This window comes from Vibrio sp. Vb0349 (genome assembly GCF_033338975.1).
The window spans coordinates 166,805-187,392 of the sequence record NZ_JAWOTS010000006.1 but is presented as its reverse complement, the minus strand read 5'-3'; the positions used below and the strand labels follow the sequence as shown (position 1 = coordinate 187,392).

The 20,588-nt window shown below is 45.0% G+C and carries 18 protein-coding genes; 14 read left to right on the top strand and 4 right to left on the bottom strand.

The window, feature by feature from the left end; translation table 11 throughout:
* Window positions 1-9: 9 nt before the first annotated feature.
* From nusA to R7Q47_RS09970, 9 genes are all read left to right on the top strand, one after another.
* Window positions 10-1,497 (top strand): transcription termination factor NusA, encoded by a 1,488-nt coding sequence (nusA, locus tag R7Q47_RS10010; protein WP_005380084.1) that lies wholly within the window; start codon window positions 10-12, stop codon window positions 1,495-1,497.
* A gap of 22 nt (window positions 1,498-1,519) precedes the next feature.
* On the top strand, window positions 1,520-4,231 hold the full coding sequence (gene infB, locus R7Q47_RS10005; RefSeq protein WP_005380086.1) for a translation initiation factor IF-2: 2,712 nt from the start codon (window positions 1,520-1,522) through the stop codon (window positions 4,229-4,231).
* Window positions 4,232-4,345: 114 nt separating this feature from the next.
* Complete coding sequence (gene rbfA, locus R7Q47_RS10000) at window positions 4,346-4,741, top strand: 30S ribosome-binding factor RbfA (protein ID WP_005380087.1); 396 nt, start codon at window positions 4,346-4,348, stop codon at window positions 4,739-4,741.
* The gene (gene truB, locus R7Q47_RS09995) at window positions 4,741-5,694 is read left to right on the top strand and encodes a tRNA pseudouridine(55) synthase TruB (RefSeq protein WP_017820421.1); all 954 of its coding nucleotides are present in this window, start codon (window positions 4,741-4,743) and stop codon (window positions 5,692-5,694) included. Before rbfA ends, truB begins: the two co-directional genes overlap by 1 nt.
* Window positions 5,695-5,835: 141 nt before the next feature.
* Complete coding sequence (rpsO, locus tag R7Q47_RS09990; RefSeq protein WP_005380094.1) at window positions 5,836-6,105, top strand: 30S ribosomal protein S15; 270 nt, start codon at window positions 5,836-5,838, stop codon at window positions 6,103-6,105.
* 292 nt (window positions 6,106-6,397) lie between these two features.
* On the top strand, window positions 6,398-8,533 hold the full coding sequence (gene pnp / locus R7Q47_RS09985) for a polyribonucleotide nucleotidyltransferase (protein WP_005380098.1): 2,136 nt from the start codon (window positions 6,398-6,400) through the stop codon (window positions 8,531-8,533).
* 178 nt (window positions 8,534-8,711) lie between these two features.
* Complete coding sequence (nlpI, locus tag R7Q47_RS09980; protein ID WP_005380101.1) at window positions 8,712-9,632, top strand: lipoprotein NlpI; 921 nt, start codon at window positions 8,712-8,714, stop codon at window positions 9,630-9,632.
* A gap of 99 nt (window positions 9,633-9,731) precedes the next feature.
* Entirely contained in the window at window positions 9,732-10,154 is a 423-nt protein-coding gene (locus tag R7Q47_RS09975) for a MarR family winged helix-turn-helix transcriptional regulator (RefSeq protein WP_005394653.1), read from the top strand.
* Between the two features lie 124 nt (window positions 10,155-10,278).
* Complete coding sequence (locus tag R7Q47_RS09970; protein ID WP_318088948.1) at window positions 10,279-11,625, top strand: MATE family efflux transporter; 1,347 nt, start codon at window positions 10,279-10,281, stop codon at window positions 11,623-11,625.
* A gap of 51 nt (window positions 11,626-11,676) precedes the next feature.
* Here the strand turns inward: R7Q47_RS09970 and R7Q47_RS09965 are convergent, their stop codons facing one another.
* The 3 genes from R7Q47_RS09965 to R7Q47_RS09955 all read right to left on the bottom strand — a co-directional run bounded on the left by R7Q47_RS09965 (window position 11,677) and on the right by R7Q47_RS09955 (window position 15,762).
* Window positions 11,677-12,555 carry a U32 family peptidase gene (locus R7Q47_RS09965; RefSeq protein ID WP_170894021.1) on the bottom strand — a complete coding sequence of 293 codons (879 nt, stop codon included), beginning with the start codon at window positions 12,553-12,555 and terminating at the stop codon, window positions 11,677-11,679.
* A gap of 20 nt (window positions 12,556-12,575) precedes the next feature.
* Entirely contained in the window at window positions 12,576-13,589 is a 1,014-nt protein-coding gene (locus R7Q47_RS09960; protein ID WP_005380110.1) for a peptidase U32 family protein, read from the bottom strand.
* Window positions 13,590-13,722: 133 nt separating this feature from the next.
* On the bottom strand, window positions 13,723-15,762 hold the full coding sequence (locus R7Q47_RS09955) for a bifunctional diguanylate cyclase/phosphodiesterase (RefSeq protein ID WP_005380112.1): 2,040 nt from the start codon (window positions 15,760-15,762) through the stop codon (window positions 13,723-13,725).
* A 363-nt stretch (window positions 15,763-16,125) separates the two neighbouring features.
* On the opposite strand from R7Q47_RS09955, the gene R7Q47_RS09950 reads away from it, so the two are divergent.
* Window positions 16,126-16,653 (top strand): SCP2 domain-containing protein, encoded by a 528-nt coding sequence (locus tag R7Q47_RS09950; RefSeq protein WP_005394645.1) that lies wholly within the window; start codon window positions 16,126-16,128, stop codon window positions 16,651-16,653.
* Entirely contained in the window at window positions 16,637-17,140 is a 504-nt protein-coding gene (locus R7Q47_RS09945; protein WP_005380119.1) for a GNAT family N-acetyltransferase, read from the top strand. The genes R7Q47_RS09950 and R7Q47_RS09945 overlap by 17 nt, the downstream gene beginning before the upstream one ends.
* Before the next feature lie 62 nt (window positions 17,141-17,202).
* Here the strand turns inward: R7Q47_RS09945 and R7Q47_RS09940 are convergent, their stop codons facing one another.
* Window positions 17,203-17,649 carry a hypothetical protein gene (locus R7Q47_RS09940; protein WP_031781040.1) on the bottom strand — a complete coding sequence of 149 codons (447 nt, stop codon included), beginning with the start codon at window positions 17,647-17,649 and terminating at the stop codon, window positions 17,203-17,205.
* 159 nt (window positions 17,650-17,808) lie between these two features.
* Here R7Q47_RS09940 and R7Q47_RS09935 point away from each other — a divergent pair, with 159 nt between their 5' ends.
* The 3 genes from R7Q47_RS09935 to prfC all read left to right on the top strand — a co-directional run bounded on the left by R7Q47_RS09935 (window position 17,809) and on the right by prfC (window position 20,550).
* Window positions 17,809-18,207, top strand: coding sequence for a DNA polymerase III subunit psi (locus tag R7Q47_RS09935; protein WP_017635885.1), 399 nt, complete (start codon window positions 17,809-17,811; stop codon window positions 18,205-18,207).
* Between the two features lie 12 nt (window positions 18,208-18,219).
* Window positions 18,220-18,675 (top strand): ribosomal protein S18-alanine N-acetyltransferase, encoded by a 456-nt coding sequence (rimI, locus tag R7Q47_RS09930; RefSeq protein WP_154205066.1) that lies wholly within the window; start codon window positions 18,220-18,222, stop codon window positions 18,673-18,675.
* A 285-nt stretch (window positions 18,676-18,960) separates the two neighbouring features.
* A complete protein-coding gene (prfC, locus tag R7Q47_RS09925; RefSeq protein ID WP_005380123.1) occupies window positions 18,961-20,550 on the top strand; it encodes a peptide chain release factor 3 in 1,590 nt (529 codons plus the stop codon).
* The last annotated feature ends 38 nt before the right edge of the window (window positions 20,551-20,588 follow it).

The following is a 20,588-nucleotide window of genomic DNA, read 5'->3' as shown; positions in this document are numbered from 1 at the left end:
CTAAATACAATGAGTAAAGAAATTTTAGCGGTAGCAGAAGCGGTATCGAACGAAAAAGCGGTACCTCGTGAGCGTATCTTTGAGGCTCTTGAGATTGCTCTAGCAACTTCTACAAAGAAAAAATACGAAATCGAAATCGACGTACGTGTTGCCATTGACCGTAAAACCGGTGAATTTGTAACTTACCGCCGTTGGTTAGTTGTTGATGACGTTGAGAACCCTACAAAAGAGATCTCACTAGAAGCAGCGCAATACGAAGATGACTCAATCGAGCTTGGCGACTACGTAGAAGACGAAATCGAATCAGTAACGTTTGACCGTATTACGACTCAAACTGCTAAGCAAGTTATCGTTCAAAAAGTTCGTGAAGCTGAGCGCGCACAAATCGTTGAACAGTTCATTGACAATGAAGGTGATCTAATCACTGGTGTCGTGAAAAAAGTAAACCGTGACACAATCGTGCTTGATCTTGGTAATAACGCTGAAGCGGTAATCCTGCGTGATGACCAACTTCCTCGTGAAAACTTCCGTCCAGGCGACCGCGTACGTGGCCTTCTTTACAAAGTCGCGCCTGAAGCACGTGGTTTCCAATTGTTCATCACTCGTTCTAAGCCAGAAATGTTGGCAGAACTGTTCCGTGTTGAAGTGCCTGAAATCGCAGAAGATATTATCGAGCTTAAAGGCGCAGCACGTGATCCTGGTTCTCGCGCTAAGATCGCTGTCAAAACAAATGACAAACGTATCGACCCTGTAGGTGCGTGTGTTGGTATGCGTGGTGCACGTGTACAAGCTGTTTCTGGCGAACTTGGTGGTGAGCGTATCGATATCGTTCTTTGGGATGATAACCCAGCTCAATTCGTTATCAACGCAATGGCGCCAGCTGATGTTGCTTCTATCATCGTTGATGAGGATGCACATTCAATGGACATCGCAGTTGAAGCTGACAACCTAGCGCAAGCTATTGGTCGTAACGGTCAAAACGTGCGTCTAGCATCTCAACTAACCGGTTGGGAACTGAATGTTATGACAGTTGCTGATCTTCAGAAGAAACACGCTGAAGAATCACAAGCATCTATTGAAAACTTCATGAAGTACCTAGATATTGAAGAAGACTTCGCTCAACTTCTTGTTGAAGAAGGTTTCTCAACGCTAGAAGAAATCGCATACGTGCCAGTTAACGAGCTACTAGAAATCGATGGTTTGAATGAAGAACTAATCGAAGAGCTTCGTGGACGTGCAAAAGATGCACTAACGACGATCGCACTAGCACAAGAAGAGTCTTTTGAAGGTCTAGAACCAGCTGAGGACCTACTTGCACTTGAAGGTCTTGAGCGTGAGATGGCATTTAAATTGGCAGCGAAAGGTGTAGCGACACTGGAAGATCTTGCTGACCAAGGTATTGACGATTTAGAAGGTATCGAAGGCCTGACCGAAGAACGTGCAGGTGAGCTAATTATGGCCGCACGTAACATCTGTTGGTTCGGCGAAGAAGCATAATTTTCGGCAAGGAGGAAGCGGCATGACACAATTAACAGTTAAAGCACTGAGTGATGAGATTGGTACGCCAGTCGACCGCTTGATTGAACAACTTGCTGACGCTGGCATTAAAAAGGCGAGCTCTGACAATGTTACTGATGAAGAGAAGCAGAAGCTTCTCTCTCATTTAAAGAAAGAACACGGTGATAAATCAGGTGATTCAGAGCCGACTCGCCTTACGCTTCAGCGTAAAACTCGTAGTACACTTAGTGTGAACGCGGGTGGTGGTAAGAGTAAGAATGTTCAGGTTGAGGTGCGCAAAAAACGTACATACGTGAAGCGCAGCACAATTGAAGATGAAGCGAAACGTGAAGCTGAAGAAGCAGCACAACGTGAAGCAGAAGAAGCAGCAAAACGTGCAGCAGAAGAAGCTGCAAAACGTGAAGCTGAAGAAGCTGCAAAACGTGAAGCTGAAGAAGCTGCAAAACGTGAAGCGGAAGAAAAAGCGAAACGTGAAGCTGAAGAAAAAGCGAAGCGAGACGTAGATACGAATGCACAACGTAATGCTGAAGAAAAAGCAAAGCGTGATGCTGAAGAGAAAATTAAGCAAGAAGCAGCGCGAAAAGAGGCCGACGAGCTTAAACGTCGTCAGGAAGAAGAAGCTAAGCGTAAGGCTGAAGAGGAAAGTCAGCGCAAGCTTGAAGAAGCTCGCGAATTGGCTGAAAAGAATAAAGAGCGTTGGTCTGCTGCAGAAGAGAAAAAGGGTGATATGGAAGATACAGATTACCATGTAACGACTTCACAATACGCACGTGAAGCCGAAGATGAAGCAGATCGCAAAGTAGAAGGCGGTCGTCGTAAGAAGAAAAAAGCAGCTTCGGGTAAAGACGACCAAGCTCGCGGTGGCCGTAACAACCAACGTGGCGGTAGAGGTCGTAAGGGCAAACTTGCTAAGCCGACTTCAATGCAGCACGGGTTTGATAAGTCAGCAACGGTTGCTAAGCAAGACGTTGTAATTGGCGAAACGATCGTTCTATCAGAACTTGCTAACAAGATGTCGGTTAAAGCGACAGAAGTTATCAAAGTAATGATGAAGATGGGCGCTATGGCGACTATCAACCAAGTGATCGACCAAGAAACAGCACAACTTGTTGCTGAAGAAATGGGCCATAAAGTAGTTCTTCGTAAAGAGAACGAACTGGAAGAAGCGGTACTATCTGACCGTGACACTAACGCGGAAGCAGTTCCGCGTGCTCCAGTTGTTACTATCATGGGTCACGTTGACCACGGTAAAACGTCAACACTTGACTACATCCGTCGCACACACGTTGCTTCTGGCGAAGCGGGTGGTATTACTCAGCACATTGGTGCGTACCACGTTGAAACAGACAACGGCATGATCACGTTCCTTGATACTCCTGGACACGCAGCGTTTACTGCAATGCGTGCTCGTGGTGCTCAAGCAACAGATATCGTTGTTCTTGTAGTTGCAGCAGACGATGGCGTAATGCCACAAACAGTAGAAGCGATTCAGCACGCGAAAGCGGCAGGCGTTCCTCTAATTGTTGCTGTGAACAAGATCGATAAAGAAGACGCGAACCCAGATAACGTTAAGAACGAGCTTGCTCAATACGACGTTATTCCTGAAGAGTGGGGCGGTGAGAACATGTTCGTTCACATCTCTGCTAAACAGGGTACAAACATCGATGGTCTTCTAGAAGCAATCCTTCTTCAGTCTGAAGTTCTTGAACTTACAGCTGTAGCTGAAGGCATGGCATCTGGTGTTGTTGTTGAATCTCGCCTAGATAAAGGTCGTGGTCCAGTTGCAACAGTACTTGTTCAATCAGGTACACTAAACAAAGGCGACATCGTTCTTTGTGGTCAAGAATACGGCCGTGTTCGTGCCATGCGTGATGAGCTAGGTAAAGAAATTACTTCGGCTGGCCCATCTATCCCTGTAGAGATCCTAGGTCTTTCAGGTGTACCATCTTCAGGTGATGAAGCAACAGTAGTTCGTGACGAGCGTAAAGCGCGTGAAGTAGCTAACTACCGTGCTGGTAAGTTCCGTGAAGTGAAACTTGCTCGTCAGCAGAAATCTAAACTAGAGAACATGTTCTCTAACATGACTGCTGGTGAAGTTGCTGAACTTAACGTTGTACTTAAAGCAGACGTTCAAGGTTCTGTAGAAGCAATCGCTGACTCACTAGTTAAGCTATCTACTGACGAAGTTAAAGTGAACATCGTTGGTTCTGGTGTAGGTGGTATTACGGAAACTGACGTAGTACTAGCGGAAGCTTCAAACGCAATCATCCTTGGCTTTAACGTTCGTGCAGATGCTTCTGCTCGCCGTGCTGTTGAAGCCGCAGCTGTTGACTTACGTTACTACTCAATCATTTACCAATTGATTGATGAAGTGAAACAAGCAATGGGCGGTATGCTTGCTCCAGAATTCAAGCAAGAGATCATTGGTCTTGCTGAAGTTCGTGACGTGTTTAAGTCACCGAAACTGGGCGCTATCGCTGGTTGTATGGTTACAGAAGGTGTGATCAAGCGTAACAACCCAATCCGTGTACTACGTGATAACGTTGTTATTTACGAAGGTGAACTAGAGTCACTACGTCGTTTCAAAGATGACGTTCAAGAAGTTAAGAATGGCTACGAATGTGGTATCGGCGTTAAGAACTACAATGATGTTCGCGTTGGTGACCAAATCGAAGTCTTCGAAATCGTTGAAATTAAACGTACTCTAGACTAATTGACTAAAATTACTAATATTGTCTTTGAAAGATAAGTAGTAATTGGTTGTTGAATACACCATGGGGGGCTGGCTTTGACCAACCCCCCATTCTTTCTATATAAGAGTAAAGATATGTCAAAAGAATTTAGCCGCACGCAGCGCGTTGCACAGCAGCTGCAAAAAGAACTAGCGATGATCCTTCAACGTGAAGTTCGTGACTCTCGCCTTGGCATGGTGACGATCTCAGACGTAGAAGTCTCTCGTGACCTAGCTTACGCAAAAGTATTTGTGACCTTCCTGTGTGTGGGTGAGCAAACACCAGAATCATGTCTAGCAGCGCTACGTGAGCACGAAGTGCACATTCGCATGATGTTAGGTAAGCGTATTCGTCTACGTTTAACGCCAGAAATCCGCTTCCACTATGACAATACGCTTGTTGAAGGTATGCGTATGTCTAACCTAGTGTCTGAAGTCGTTAGTTCAGACAAACAAAAGCAAAAAGATTCTGGTCGTGAGGACGAAGAATAATGGCTCGTCGTCGTAAAGGTCGTCCAATTAATGGCGTTATACTGTTGGACAAACCAACAGGTATCTCTTCCAATGATGCACTGCAAAAAGTAAAGCGAATCTACTTTGCTGAGAAAGCAGGCCACACTGGAGCCTTGGACCCATTAGCGACAGGCATGCTGCCAATTTGCTTGGGTGAAGCGACAAAATTTTCTCAGTTTCTTCTTGATTCTGATAAACGCTACCGCGTGATCGCAAAGCTGGGTGAACGTACCAATACGTCTGACTCGGATGGTGAAGTTGTAGAGACGCGTCCAGTCGATGTTACGTTAGACAAGCTAGAAGCGTGCATTGATCAGTTCCGTGGTGAGTCTGATCAAGTGCCTTCCATGTTCTCTGCGTTGAAGTATCAAGGTAAACCCTTGTATGAATACGCTCGTAAAGGCATCGAAGTTCCGCGTGAATCTCGTAAGATCACGGTATATGAGATTGTTCTTCACCGTTTTGAAGGCGATGAAGTAGAGATGGAAGTGCACTGCTCTAAAGGTACCTATATTCGTACTATCGTTGATGATCTGGGCGAAATGTTAGGTTGTGGTGCGCACGTAACTATGCTTCGTCGTACTGGTGTTGCTAAATACCCTTACGAGAATATGGTAACACTTGAGCAACTAAATGAGTTGCTAGAGCAAGCTCACCGAGAGGAACGAGCGCCTCGAGAACTACTGGACCCGCTACTTTTGCCAATGGATACAGCGGTAGAAGACTTACCAGAAGTCAACTTGGTGCCTGAACTGGCGGATATGGTCCAACATGGGCAGCCCGTTCAAGTATTTGGTGCTCCGACTGAGGGCTCACTTCGCCTTACTATGGGTGAAGAACGCTTGTTTATTGGCGTTGGCGAAATGAACGAAGATGGCAAAATCGCTCCTAAGCGATTGGTCGTGTTCCGAGATGACGTTGCATCCAAGTAAATGATTGAAAATACCGACCTGAGTGTCGGTATTTTTATATTGCACGAGATAGGAAATTTCCCTATAATCCGCGCTTCGCGTAGCGGCTGAATCAGAGATTGGCTGCTACAACTTTAAACCTACTCTTATTAGGAGAGAATTATGTCTCTGAATGCAGAAACTAAAGCAGCAATCGTTGCAGAATACGCACAAGGCGAAGGCGACACTGGTTCACCAGAAGTTCAAGTAGCTCTACTTACAGCTTCTATCAACCACCTACAAGGTCACTTCAAAGCGCACAAAGGCGATCACCACAGCCGTCGTGGTCTTCTACGCATGGTTTCTCGTCGTCGTAAGCTTCTAGATTACCTAAAAGGTAAAAACCTAGCTCGCTACCAAGACCTAATCAAACGTCTAGGCCTACGTCGCTAATCAGCGACTGCATAGCAGTTTGTCTAAAAAGGGGCTTTATGCCCCTTTTTTGTTGCCTAAATTTAGCCAAATTAGACTTATGCCGTTATAATACTGGCGGCTAAACCTTGTAAGAGGTTTTCTCAAAAGCTCATAGCATTACAGTCAACCACGTCGACCAAAAGGTCGCGACTATTCAAAAGGAATTTCCGAGTTTCTTTTTACTAGTCGCGATTCGTAATGCCTTGAGTGTCAATTAACACATCTAAGATTTCTTTAAGCACTAAAGGAAGATTAGAAACAAGGAATAACAATGTTCGAAAAACCAGTTGTTAAAACGTTCCAGTACGGTAACCACACAGTTACTTTAGAAACTGGCGTTATTGCACGTCAAGCTACAGCAGCAGTTATGGTCACAATGGATGATACGTCTGTATTCGTATCTGTTGTAGGTAAAAAAGAAGCCGTTGCAGGTCAAGACTTCTTCCCACTAACGGTTAACTACCAAGAGCGTACTTACGCTGCGGGTAAAATCCCAGGCGGCTTCTTCAAACGTGAAGGTCGTCCTTCTGAAGGCGAAACGCTAACAGCTCGTCTAATCGACCGTCCAATCCGTCCGCTATTCCCAGACGCGTTTAAAAACGAAGTTCAGGTTATCGCGACAGTAATGTCTGTAAACCCAGATGTTCAGCCAGATATCGTTACAATGATCGGTACTTCTGCTGCTCTTGCTATCTCTGGCATTCCATTCAACGGCCCTATCGGTGCGGCGCGTGTTGGTCATATCGATGGTCAGCTTGTACTTAACCCTAGCCAAACTGAACTAGAAACTTCTAAGCTTGACCTTGTTGTTGCAGGTACAGAGTCAGCAGTACTGATGGTTGAGTCAGAAGCGGACAACCTAACTGAAGAAGAAATGCTAGCGGCGGTTGTTTATGGTCATGACCAACAACAAGTTGCTATTCAAGCTATCAACGAATTCAAAGCAGAAGTTGCAACTCCTGCTTGGGATTGGGTTGCTCCTGAAGAGAACACAGCGCTTAAAAATAAGATTGCTGATCTAGCAGAAGCTAAACTTGTTGAAGCTTACCAAATTACTGAGAAAATGGCTCGTTACGACCGCATCCATGAGATCGCTGCGGAAGTAAATGAAGTTCTTCTTGCTGAAGATCCTGAAGCAGATACAAAAGAAATCCACACTATCTTCCATGATCTAGAGAAGACAGTAGTACGTAGCCGTATTATTGCAGGTAACCCACGTATCGATGGCCGTGAAAAAGACATGGTTCGTGCACTAGATGTACGTACTGGTGTTCTTCCTCGTACTCACGGTAGCGCGCTATTCACTCGTGGTGAAACTCAGGCGATCGTTACGGCAACGCTAGGTACTCAGCGTGATGCTCAAATCATCGATGAGCTAACTGGTGAGCGTAAAGATCACTTCCTACTGCACTACAACTTCCCTCCATACTGTGTAGGTGAAACTGGTTTTGTAGGTTCTCCTAAGCGTCGTGAAATCGGCCACGGTAAACTGGCGAAGCGTGGTATTGCTGCAGTAATGCCTTCTGTTGATGAGTTCCCATACACAGTACGTGTTGTATCGGAAATCACTGAATCTAACGGTTCATCTTCAATGGCTTCAGTATGTGGTACTTCTCTTGCACTTATGGACGCAGGTGTACCAATCAAAGCATCTGTTGCTGGTATCGCAATGGGTCTTGTTAAAGAAGGTGACGATTTCGTTGTACTTTCTGACATCCTTGGCGATGAAGACCATCTAGGTGACATGGACTTTAAAGTAGCAGGTACTAACACTGGTATCACTGCACTTCAAATGGACATCAAGATCGAAGGCATCACTAAAGAAATCATGCAAATTGCGCTTAACCAAGCTCAAGGCGCACGTAAGCACATCCTATCTGTAATGGATGAAGCTATCTCTGGTGCTCGTGAAGACATCTCTGAATTTGCTCCGCGTATTCACACGATGAAGATCAGCGCTGAGAAGATCAAAGACGTTATCGGTAAAGGTGGTGCAGTTATCCGTGCTCTAACTGAAGAGACTGGTACAACTATCGAAATCGAAGACGACGGTACTATCAAGATTGCGGCAACTGAAGGCACTGCTGCGAAAGAAGCTATCCGCCGTATCGAAGAGATCACTGCTGAAGTTGAAGTGGGCCGTATCTACACAGGTAAAGTTGCACGTCTAGCAGACTTCGGTGCATTCGTAACGGTTCTTCCAGGCAAAGATGGTCTTGTACACATTTCTCAAATCGCAGAAAAACGCGTAGAGAAAGTGTCTGACTACCTAGCTGAAGGTCAAGAAGTTCAAGTTAAAGTTCTTGAAATCGACCGCCAAGGCCGTGTACGTCTAAGCATGAAAGAAGCGGTAGAAAAGCCAGCTGAAGAAGCTGCTGCTGAAGCACCGGCTGCTAAAGACGAGTAAGACAAAATGAGACTTTCAGCCTTTTATTAGATTAAGGGCCTGAAAGCATGTTATAAAAGGGGAGCATTTTCGCTCCCCTTTTTTGGTTTGTTTCGATGTATTAACCTCAAACGAGGTTATCGCCTATATTGCATTAAGAGAAACAAATCTTGAGCGGTCCAAACAGGAGTATCAATTAGTGAAATGGTTTCAAACCGCAATTTTATGTGTTGCTATCGCGCTGACCGGTTGTGCAAATACTTCTCAACAATCAGCACAAAAGTGGTTATATCCACCGATGGCGGTGCCACTTCAGCCTAGTGTTCAACAAGAAGTACAAATCGCGCGTCTCTCGCAGTTGCTACAACGTCCCGACCTTAGTGATGAAGTGCGCGCTAAAATGCATTATGAGCGCGGTAGCTACTACGACAGCGTTGGTTTGCGTGATCTTGCCCGTTTGGACTTTAACCAGTCTTTGCAGTTGAATCCTGCTCAACCGGATATCTTCAATCTTTTGGGGGTGTATTTCACCCAAGTGGGGGAGTTTGACGCGGCATATGAAGCGTTTGACTCGACCATAGAGTTGGCTCCTGATAATACCTATGCTGAGCGCAACCGTGCGATTGCACTGTATTATGGTGGCCGAATTGATCTCGCTTTAGAAGATATGACCAAGCATTATCAAGAAATGCCAACGGATCCTTTTCGTTCATTATGGCTGTACATCATCGAAGCTGAGCAAAATCCAGAGCAAGCAAAAGCCAATCTTCAACAGCGTTATTTACGTGATCGCAGTGAAGAGTGGGGGTGGGTTCTTGTTGCTATCATGCTGCGAGATGTCTCGGACGAAGACGCTCTTAAAGCAATTATGGATGGAACAAGAGAGAATTATCGCCTAGCTGAACGATTGACGGAAACGTATTTCTACCTTGGAAAGCGTAATCAGCTTGAAGGTGATATCGCAAGTGCCATCTCACTTTATAAGCTCGCGATTTCGTTCAACGTTTACGATTATGTTGAGCATCGCTATTCTTTCTTGGAATTGGCGCAAATCTACGATCAATTACAGCAAGATAGATTGGCCAAGTTAAAGGCTGCCAAGAAGCTGGAAATTGAATGATTTAGAGCCGCTCGATGAGAGCGGCTTTTTTTATGATTGAACTTGATGAGTGACTCATTTAAAATAGTTAGTCTTGCTAACTAAGTGGTGGTGGCTTTTATGGCATTAGAAGAAAGCTTGATTGATTTAGAGCGTTTTTGCGCCAAAGCTTGGCGTGTCTATGCCAAAGAAGATCCATTATCACATCTAAGCTTTAATGAGTTCGATTATTTACGTGTGATTCAGGTTTACCCTGAGGGTGTGCGAATAACCGATCTTGCAGAAGAGCTGCAAGTGACTAAGCCTTCCGCGTCGACAATGGTTGTGCGTCTGGAAAAAAAGGGTTTGGTGAAACGCATCGCATGTAATGAGGATGCTCGTGCTAAGCGTGTGTTGCTTACAGAAGAAGTCGCAGAAAAAATGTCTTTGGAGCAGGTAGTGTACAAAGATATCTCTGAACAAATGATGCAACAATTAAATCAGCAAGAAGCTGAGCAGTTACAAGCTTTACTGAATAAAGCATTGAGCAATAAGTCATTTTAAACTAAACCAAAGGCCTCCGCTGTACGCATTAGCCTTTGGTGTTTCATTTTTCTTTTATTTAATTTAACCATTTAGTTAGCCTTGCTAATTAAATGGTTAGCTTTGCTAACTACTGGTGACAGTCATGCAAAACTCAATTTATAGACAGTTTTGGAAATATACGATTCCAACCGTCGCAGCAATGCTCGTAAACGGTTTGTATCAAATAGTTGATGGCATTTTTATTGGCCGTTATGTTGGCGCTGACGGATTAGCTGGGATCAATGTTGCGTGGCCTATTATCGGTTCGATCCTCGGTATAGGAATGATGATTGGGGTGGGGACTGGTGCACTGACCTCGATCAAGCAAGGAGAGAACGATCATGAAGGCGCTAAGCGAATCCTAACGACCGGATTGACGTTGTTAGCGGCATTGATGCCAATCGTTGCTACAATATTGTTCTTGTTTTCGGATGAATTTATTCGCTGGCAAGGAGCGGAAGGGCGAGTGTTTGAACTTGCGCTGCAATATTTGCATATTCTGATTGTCGCGTGCGTATTCACGTTGGGTTCTATCGCGGTTCCGTTTCTGTTACGCAATGACGACAGCCCGAACTTAGCAACGATTTTGATGGTCATCGGTGCCGTTATTAACATCGTATTAGACTACGTATTTATTGCTTGGTTGGAGTGGGAGTTAACCGGAGCCGCTATTGCCACTGCACTTGCACAATTAGTGGTCACTGTGCTAGGTATTGGTTACTTCTTTACTTCAAAAGCAACATTACGCCTTCGTATCCGCGACTTCAAAGTTCAGGTTGATGCTGCACCAAAGATTATCATGATAGGTACATCAAGTTTCTTTATGTACGCCTACGGCTCTGTGATGGTGGCACTGCACAACGCGTTATTTGCTCAATACGGAAGTGCAATGTTGATCGGAGCGTACGCCATTTTGGGGTACATCGTGACGGTTTACTATCTGATAGCCGAAGGAATTGCGAATGGTATGCAGCCTTTAGTGAGCTTCAACCACGGTGCACGTAATCAGGAGAACATCAGAAAGTTATTAAAGGTCGCGATGGGGACATCTGTGCTTGGTGGGGTGGCGTTCGTTGTTTTGATGAACCTTTTCCCGTACGAACTGGTTGCGGTGTTTAATAATGCTGACCAACAGTTGATTGATAGCACCGTGATCGGGATTCGTTTACACATGTTTGCGTTGTTCTTAGATGGTTTTTTAGTTGTGGCGGCCGCGTACTATCAATCAGTAAACAAAGGCAGCAAAGCTATGTTTGTAACACTAGGCAACATGCTGGTCCAGTTGCCATTCTTATTCATTATGCCGAAACTTTTCGGCGTGACAGGTATTTGGTTAGCTTTCCCATTGTCTAACATTGCATTGAGTTTGGTCGTGACCAGTGTGTTGTGGCGAGATGTGAAAAAGCTGCTTAATGAGAGTTCTGTCGAACCAAGGGTGCAAGCCTGCTAACAAAAGCTAACAGATAAAAGCGAGGCTAGGCCTCGCTTTTATCTTTAAGGATTAAATGGTTTTTACTTCTAAGCCCGCTAGTTGATGCCAATAGCCATTGCATTGGCGGCTTTCGAGCTTTTCAGGATTATCGCCGTATTCGTTTGAGCGAAAACGCTCTAACTCTGAAAAAGTGTCGATACCAAGAGGGCTTAACCGGACCACATCAACCAGCCCTTTCATACTTGGTAAGTCATTGATGAGGTTGTAGCAATACCCTGACTGTGTTTGAATGCCGTTAAGGTTAAAGACTTCTTGCCCTTCTTGGCTGCTGACCTGGATACCCGTAGGGTATTTGATACAGCAGGTTTCGCAATCGTCTTTCGCTCGGTTTTCAGCTCGGGCTGTGAAACAGCGAGCGGAATACGCTAAAGGCAAATAACCGTGGCTAAATACCTCAACTTCAAACTTGTTACGAATACCAAGCTCGTCACACTGAACTAAAGTATCGTTTAACCATTCGCGAGAGAGTTCGACAGGCATGCACCAACGCATCATACCTTGCTTCAAAAATAAGTTGAGCGTGTGTGCGTTATAAGTATTGATTGCAGGACCAACGACGAAAGGCACTTTATGCTCTGATGCCAATTGAACAGCAGATACGTCATTTGCCTCAATCGCGAAGTCACCGTTGTCGATGTACTTCTTCATTATGTTTACTTCACTCGGAGCTTCTAGTAGTGCCATCGTTGATAGCACCACTTGCTTGCCAGATGCAGACAGCTCTTTTGCGATTTCAAGCCAATGCGAAGGCTTCATTTCTCGACGTTTTGAACATACGGTTTCCCCAAGATAGATGATGTCCGCGGAGCTTGATTTCGCTTGTTCATAAAACGCTTCGATGTCTTGTTTTGGCCAGAAGTACAACAGCGGGCCAAGCGCGTATTTCATTGAATTATCCATCTTAACCTCTACTGCCATTTGCGGTGATAAGCACCAAGTGTGGTCTGCGTACCTTCAGACACGTTTGCCAATGCGGCATCCCAAGCCGCTTCGACTTGGTAAGCTTCTGGGTTTGCTTGGTAACGGTCAATCGCGGCTCGCCATGTTCGAGTGACTTGTTCTACGTAAGCTGGGCTACGTTGGCGACCTTCAATTTTTACAGACGCCACATTTGCAGCAAATAGTTCTGGCAGCATAGAGAGGGTGTTCAAACTGGTTGGTTCTTCCAGTGCGTGGTAGCGTTTTTTCTCGCCTTCGATTTCTGCTTCGAAACGGCCTTTACACAAGGTAGGGTAGCCCGCATTTTCACCGGTGCTGTAGCGATCGATCAAAATGTCGTTAAGGCGGGATTCCAGACCATTTTCTGTTTCTTGCCAGCGAACGTACTTAGCTGGAGAGCATGCTCCCACAGTGTTTGGAGACTCGCCTGTCATGTATGACGATAGGTAGCAGCGACCTTCAGACATGATACAAAGGCTACCAAAAGCAAAGACTTCTAACTCGACATCGCTAGTGATGTTGCGTGAAAGCTGTTTGACCTGATGAATCGATAAAACGCGAGGTAATACTACCCGTTTTACGTTGAAGTTTTGTTTGTAAAAATCAATGGCTGCGACGTTGGTCGCTGATGCTTGCACTGAAAGGTGTAGTTCCAGATCGGGATATTTGCGAGCCGCGTACTCCAGCACTGCAATGTCTGCAACAATCAGCGCGTCTACACCCAGTGCCGCTGCATTGTCTACTGCGTTCGTCCAGCGCTCGAAGCCATTGGGATGAGCGAAGGTATTCAACGCGACATGAATTTTTTTATTGCGGTCATGAACGTATTGCACCGCTTTTTCTAATTTCTTGCCGTTAAAGTTGAGGCCAGCAAAGTGACGGGCGTTGGTATCATCTTTGAAACCAATGTAGACGGCATCGGCACCGCAATCAATCGCAGTTTTTAACGCAGGCAGGTTACCCGCGGGACACAAGAGTTCCATATGCTCACAATCATTGAGAATAAAAAGGTGTCCGCATTTTATGAAGAATTATGAATAGCGAAATTGACCTAAGTTAGGTTTAGCTCAATAAAGTCGATATTTACCCCTTGCGAGTAAGGGTATCGGGGCGGGGTTAGTTCTTGTGACGACGATTCTGTACAAACAGCTCTTCAATTTCATGTTTTGGCTGCGGGCGATAAAAATGGAATCCTTGAATCGCATTACATTGAAGGTTAGAGAGCAAAGTAGCTTGCTGGTGGGTTTCCACCCCCTCGGCAACGACAGTTAAGTCGAGCGACTTACCCAGATTAATGATGTTTTCAATCACAGTGACTTGTTTCGGTAGTGTGTCGATATCATTAATAAAAGCGCGGTCGATTTTTAGCTCGTCAATAGGGAAACGCGCTAAGTAGGAAAGAGAAGAGTAGCCGGTACCAAAGTCATCGATAGAGAGAGCGAAGCCTAGCTTTTTAATCGCATTCAACATTTGCAGTGTATGTTCGCTATCACTCATCACGGCACTTTCGGTTAGCTCGAAGGTAATGCAGCTTGGATCAAGCTCGGTAGTGCGAAGCAGCTTTTCCATAAAGTCGATCAGCTGTGGGTTGCCAAATTGCTCGGGAGAGAGGTTGATGGCGACACGGCCTGGCAGTATGCCTTGTTGCTTCCAACGTTTTACCGTATTGAAAACATCACGCATCACGACACGTCCAAGGTGTTCGATTAACCCAGCGCGCTCGGCGACAGGAATGAATGAGCCGGGACTAATGTACCCTTCGACTGGATGCTTCCAACGAACGAGTGCTTCTGCGCCGTTGATACTGAAGTCTCGCGCGTTAACCTTAGGTTGATACCACACTTCCAAACCGTTCTGCTGCAATGCTTTTTGCAGTTCGATTTCAAGCCACAAACGCATACGCGCTTCTTTGTTCATTTGATCGTTAAATTTGATCAGACGATTTCTACCACGATCTTTGGCTTCATACATCGCAGTATCGGCATTTTGTAGTAGGATTCGCGCATCTTGTCCGTCTTCAGGGTATCGAACGCTACCAATTGAACAGGCAAGGCGTTTGCTGAAGTGGTGCAAGTCGAAAGGTTGGTTGATCAACGAGATAATGCGATCGGACAAAATTTCAGCCATGCGGGTGTTTTCTGGCTCCGGTAGAATGACGCCAAACTCATCGCCACCCAAATGACCAATTATCGCTTGGTTTGGCAGTAACCGTTTAAGACGGGCCGATACCTCTTGAATCACTTTATCGCCAATATGGTGACCAAGTGAGTCATTAATGTTTTTGAAGTTATCGATATCCAAATAGAACACCAGAAGCGGTGTTTGCTTTTTGATCAGCTGTTCCAAACGTTTGGTGAAGCCAAAGCGGTTGTAGAGTTTGGTGAGCGAGTCAATGTGTATGTCTTCATTCGATGCAGAAGACAGGTTTTTGGGCGCATCATCAGCATCTTGGATTAGGATAATTTGAGATTCGCTACCTAATATCGCCGTGGAATCCGCGTGTAGCTGAACTTTCCGTTCAAAGCCGCATCTTGCGCTGGTTAAGCAGACAAAAGGTTTGTCAGAAATTAATGTACTCAATCGATGACTAAATACCTTTTTACTATTTTCATCGATGAATAAACGACTTAGCTCTTCGCCCAACAATTCATGAGGAGAGTTAAGTCCGAGAAGGCGCGCTGATGCGGGGTTCGCAGAGATGACAATATCATCTTCGATAAGCAGTAAGCCGTCTGGTAGCAGTTGTGTTAACTTCGCAAACTTACTTTCGGACTCTTCTAAGGAGCGAACGAGTATCTGCTTTTCTGAAGTATCGACAGCGTGAAAAACAACAAAGCGAATGTCGTTACCTTCAAAAACTGGCGAAAGACTAAAGTGAAGACTGGTTTCAAGGTCGGTTTCATCGAGCGTGATTTCGGCTTCGACATGTGCCCCTTTGAACGCGCGCTGATAGTATGGTGCAAGCTTCTTATAAAACTGTTCACCCAGCACTTGGCAATCGTTTAAGCCGACGATTTCCTCATGACTTAAACCTGCGATATCGCAGTAACGGTCACTTACCATTCGATAATTGTGTTTTTTATCAAGAATGGCAAAGAAGAAAGGGCTATTTGAGGTTAGCGTGGCAAACCAATGTTTTAATTGCTGGGAAGGCATTAGGGTATTACCGATCTCCAATGAGCCAGATTATTCGTCCGTGTATAAAAAGCGACACCCTGATAAGCCTGCGGCGGTCTACCACCAAGCTAAAGTGTTACCTGCCATTAAAGGGCTCGCGGTTTTAGCTGTGCAGTCGACAATCACATGGATACGCTCAGATAACTATAACTTTGAAAATACGGTTGTAAAAGTGTTTATCCACCTGTTCGCATCAATAATACACGTAAGTTCAAAAAAAGAAGCGTTAGTGAGCAATAAACCACCAATCTAAAATAAGCACTTTATTGATACATAACAGTAATCTCATCGCCACGATTGCTTAATATAAGCAACCTAATGACAAAGTAACGGATAATGAACGTGTTAAACAAGATTCGCAGTCAACTAGTAAAGAACGCAGCTAATATTTTGCGTTCTCCAGTCCAGTTATTACCACAGCCAATTCAGCAAAAAGCGTTGCTGGAAGGGCTAAAAATGGTGTTTAAAGAAGCCTTGGAAGATGGTGACTTTGAGTTCCTTGAAGACAAGTGGTTAAAAGTTGCGATTAAAGACTTGAACTTAGCATGGTACATCAGCTATCAAGACGAAAAATTGGTGGTAGCTGAAAAACCAGTTCAGGAAGATGTGAGTTTTAGTGGTAATCTAAACGACCTAGTACTGATTGCTGGTCGTAAAGAAGACCCTGACACACTGTTCTTCCAACGTCGCCTTTCAATTGAAGGTGATACTGAGCTTGGCTTAGAAGTGAAAAACTTAATGGACAGTGTCGACTTAGAGCAGTTACCGAAAGCAATGCAAGTCGCTTTGAATCAATTGGCTGATTTTGTTCAGAAAGGAGTTCAAGCGCCTGCACAACCAACCGGAGTAGCGAATGCTTATTCGAACTGAAGCCCCAGCGGACATTCTTACCATTGACCGCTTATTGAAACACGCCTTCCCAACGGAAGCTGAAGCTGAGCTTGTGATGCGTTTGCGCGAAAACAGCAAATTCACGCTTTCCTTAGTCGCGTGTACAGATGAGGGAGAGGTGATAGGCCATGCTTTATTTAGCCCAGTGACCTTAAATGGTGAAGATTTGTCATGGCAAGGGCTAGCGCCATTAGCTGTTCATGAAGATTACCGTCGCCAAGGCATCGCTGCAGAGTTGATCAAAGAAGGTTTTGATTCACTGCGTGATTTTGGCTACCCAGTGTGTGTGGTGTTGGGCGATCCTGATTATTACGCGCGCCAGGGTTTTCAATCATGCGACGAGATGGGCTTTGAATGTGCTTGGGATGTCCCTAAAGGTGCATTTCGAGTCGCAGAGTTGGTCGAAGGTCAATGTGCTGGACGCTCCGGACGCATAGACTATGCGCCAGAGTTCTCTGAACTGTAAATGAAAGAAGCCCACGACTAAGTGGGCTTCTTTCTTATTCACTGAAAACTGAGATAGGGAGGTTAGGATGACTGGTTACTTTTCTTTTTGCCCCAGACCTCTATTTTCGCTTTTTTACTTACCCCTAGCAGGCTGAGTTTTGTGCTTCCCCAGCTACTGTAAGTCATTTCAATCTGTTTTAGCTTGGCTTCTTTTGTACCTGGAAGGCTCCAGGCACGAGTCGACAATCCGCTTGTTAGTACGCCCATAGAGGAAAGCTTTTTCTCACTACCATCTGTCATGACGACTTTTAAACCATTAATGTCTACCGTTCCTTGCACACATTTTAGTTTTATTTTACTGAAGCTTCGGTTTCGGAATAGGCTATTTGGTGTCACGGTATCTGTTTCTGTATGAAAGTTAACGGTTTTCGTTGCAATCAGCTCCCACTCATCGCTGTTATTAGCAAAAACACTCATACTGGTGGCGGCTACCAGTGTGCAAAGTAGTAGCGTATTTAAGAATTTCATAATGTACCTCATATGTCATACCCAATGTGTGGCCGTTGGCAAAACGCTATGTTCAGGAATATCCAAATCATCTCATTGTGTTCAGGTGTTCCTTGAAGTCCTTTAGGTATAATCGCGATAATTTGATAGGATTGCCCTCGTTCAAATAGGTGACGGAAAATGTCAATTAACGAGAAACAGTATTTACGTGAAATGGGGATCAGCACATGGGAGCTGGTACACCCTGAAAGACTGGAAGGCTATCAATCGCCATTATTGGATTTGCAAAGTTCATGTAAACTCCTATTGGTATCGCCAATATGTCCAGAAAACGAGACGGCATTGATGTTTGAGCGCGTATTAAAAAGCATTAAGCTCACGCTTGATGATGCGCTACACCTAGAGCCTGAGCGCTTATCCATGCTGGGTGAACATCAGCTAGAGTGGGTGTGGTTTGCAGGCTGTGAGGCTGATAAAAGCATCAAGGCAAAGCACCTGACCTCGCCACTATTACAAGATATTGATGGTAATAACGAACAGCGCCGCGCATTGTGGCAACAAATCTGTTCGTACTCTTAACGGAGCTAATGCGTGACAATTGAAATTACGCCGATGCGTGCAGAGCACCTCGACCAAGTTTTGCAAATCGAGCAGCAAGCACATTCTCACCCTTGGGCCGAATCTTTGGTTCGTGACTTATCCAGTCGCGGTGCTTGCCATCATGTGATGTTGGAAGGCTCTCAAGTGGTTGGTTACTTCTATGGACAGAATATTGTTGGAGAAGTGACACTATTAAATATTGCAGTAGCGCCTTCTCAACAGGGCAGAGGGCTAGGGCAAAAATTGCTGGACGCGTTTATTGAATACTGTGAACAAGCCAAAGCAGAGAGTGCTTGGTTAGAAGTGCGTGAAAGTAATCACCCAGCTATCCATATTTATGAGCAAGCAGGTTTTAATGAAGTGGACCGTCGTTACAACTATTACCCAGCTAAATCGGGAAATGGTAAGGAAGACGCCATTATCATGAGTTACTTATTTTTGAGTTAGTTTTAGGCCGTTACTAATTACCTCATCAACACTTATGCTTTAAATGCGTATCCGGATTCGAGGCTTTTGAATATGTAATAATAATTTTTTGAATTTTTACATCTCTTTGTGTGGAGCTGGCTTTCCCTTGTTAGTTGCAGGTAAAGGCTGGTGAGCCGAGTAAATTCAGTTCATGTCTTTCCAGTTTGCTAGCACAGCGATAATAAGCGAGAATACCGCACAATATCGAATAGTAGATATGCTTGCCTATTTTGTGAGCATGAAAGTAATTTAGAAGATTAACTAATGTCAAATCCCCTTTTTTTAGGCGAAGTGTCTAAGCGCAGAACGTTCGCTATTATTTCTCACCCGGATGCGGGTAAAACCACCATTACTGAAAAAGTCCTTTTATTCGGAAACGCGATCCAAAAAGCAGGTACGGTTAAAGGTCGTGGTAACGCACAGCACGCAAAATCAGACTGGATGGAAATGGAAAAAGAACGTGGTATCTCGGTAACCACTTCTGTAATGCAGTTCCCTTACAATGACTGTCTGGTAAACCTACTTGATACGCCTGGACACGAAGACTTCTCGGAAGATACATACCGTACGTTAACGGCAGTAGACTCGTGTTTGATGGTTATCGATGCGGCGAAAGGTGTCGAGGATCGTACACGTAAGCTGATGGAAGTAACGCGTCTGCGTGACACGCCAATCGTAACCTTCATGAACAAACTTGACCGTGACGTTCGTGATCCAATGGAAGTATTGGACGAGGTAGAAAACGAGTTGGGCATGATGTGTGCGCCAATTACATGGCCAATCGGCTGTGGTAAAGAATTTAAAGGTGTGTACCACATTCACCGTGATGAAACGATTTTATACGAATCAGGTCACGGTCATGAGATTCAAGAAGTTCGAATCATCAAAGGTCTCGATAACCCAGAGCTTGATGAAAAAGTTGGTGCAGGCCTTGCGGAAAGTGTTCGAGAAGAGCTTGAGCTTGTTATGGGTGCTTGCCCTGAGTTTGATTTGGAAATGTTCCTAACAGGTGACCTGACGCCAGTTTACTTCGGTACTGCATTAGGTAACTTTGGTGTGGATCATATGCTAGACGGTCTAACTGAATGGGCTCCAGCGCCGAAAACTCGTCAAGCGGTTGAACGTGAAGTTGAAGCGACTGAAGAGAAGTTCTCTGGTTTCGTATTTAAGATCCAAGCGAACATGGACCCAAAACACCGCGACCGTATCGCATTCATGCGTATTGTATCGGGCACTTACACGCAAGGTATGAAGATGAACCACGTTCGTCTTGGCAAGCAAGTGAGTATCTCTGATGCAGTAACCTTTATGGCTGGTGACCGTGCACGTGCAGAACACGCTTACGCCGGTGACATCATTGGTCTACACAACCACGGCACTATTCAGATTGGTGATACCTTTACGCAAGGTGAATCACTGAAGTTCTCTGGTATTCCGAACTTCGCTCCGGAACTATTCCGTCGTATTCGCCTGAAAGATCCATTAAAGCAGAAGCAGCTTCTCAAAGGTTTGGTTCAGCTATCAGAAGAAGGTGCGGTACAGGTATTCCGTCCTCTACAGAACAACGATCTGATCGTTGGTGCCGTTGGTGTACTTCAGTTTGATGTTGTTGTGGCTCGTTTGAAATCTGAGTATAACGTTGAAGCGATTTATGAAGGCATTAACGTTGCAACTGCTCGTTGGGTTGAGTGTGGTGATGCGAAGAAACTGGATGAGTTCCAACGCAAGAATCAAGCGAACTTAGCATTGGATGGTGGTGATAACCTAACGTATATCGCTCCAACAATGGTTAACTTAAACTTGGCGAAAGAGCGTTTCCCTGACGTTGATTTCCGTGCGACGCGTGAGCACTAATTTGCGCGGTTAGGGTAAGCCTTAACGCAAACTAGATT

What these genes read in the sequence shown, in the direction of transcription:
- truB (WP_017820421.1), top strand. Translation starts at nt 4,741, where the DNA reads ATGGCTCGTCGTCGTAAAGGTCGTCCAATTAATGGCGTTATACTGTTG.
- prfC (WP_005380123.1), top strand. Translation starts at nt 18,961, where the DNA reads ATGTCAAATCCCCTTTTTTTAGGCGAAGTGTCTAAGCGCAGAACGTTC.
- R7Q47_RS09965 (WP_170894021.1), bottom strand. Translation starts at nt 12,555, where the DNA reads ATGAAATACGCGCTTGGCCCGCTGTTGTACTTCTGGCCAAAACAAGAC.
- infB (WP_005380086.1), top strand. Translation starts at nt 1,520, where the DNA reads ATGACACAATTAACAGTTAAAGCACTGAGTGATGAGATTGGTACGCCA.
- nusA (WP_005380084.1), top strand. Translation starts at nt 10, where the DNA reads ATGAGTAAAGAAATTTTAGCGGTAGCAGAAGCGGTATCGAACGAAAAA.
- R7Q47_RS09955 (WP_005380112.1), bottom strand. Translation starts at nt 15,762, where the DNA reads ATGCCTTCCCAGCAATTAAAACATTGGTTTGCCACGCTAACCTCAAAT.
- pnp (WP_005380098.1), top strand. Translation starts at nt 6,398, where the DNA reads ATGTTCGAAAAACCAGTTGTTAAAACGTTCCAGTACGGTAACCACACA.
- R7Q47_RS09940 (WP_031781040.1), bottom strand. Translation starts at nt 17,649, where the DNA reads ATGAAATTCTTAAATACGCTACTACTTTGCACACTGGTAGCCGCCACC.
- R7Q47_RS09975 (WP_005394653.1), top strand. Translation starts at nt 9,732, where the DNA reads ATGGCATTAGAAGAAAGCTTGATTGATTTAGAGCGTTTTTGCGCCAAA.
- R7Q47_RS09970 (WP_318088948.1), top strand. Translation starts at nt 10,279, where the DNA reads ATGCAAAACTCAATTTATAGACAGTTTTGGAAATATACGATTCCAACC.
- rbfA (WP_005380087.1), top strand. Translation starts at nt 4,346, where the DNA reads ATGTCAAAAGAATTTAGCCGCACGCAGCGCGTTGCACAGCAGCTGCAA.
- R7Q47_RS09945 (WP_005380119.1), top strand. Translation starts at nt 16,637, where the DNA reads ATGCTTATTCGAACTGAAGCCCCAGCGGACATTCTTACCATTGACCGC.
- R7Q47_RS09935 (WP_017635885.1), top strand. Translation starts at nt 17,809, where the DNA reads ATGTCAATTAACGAGAAACAGTATTTACGTGAAATGGGGATCAGCACA.
- rpsO (WP_005380094.1), top strand. Translation starts at nt 5,836, where the DNA reads ATGTCTCTGAATGCAGAAACTAAAGCAGCAATCGTTGCAGAATACGCA.
- R7Q47_RS09960 (WP_005380110.1), bottom strand. Translation starts at nt 13,589, where the DNA reads ATGGAACTCTTGTGTCCCGCGGGTAACCTGCCTGCGTTAAAAACTGCG.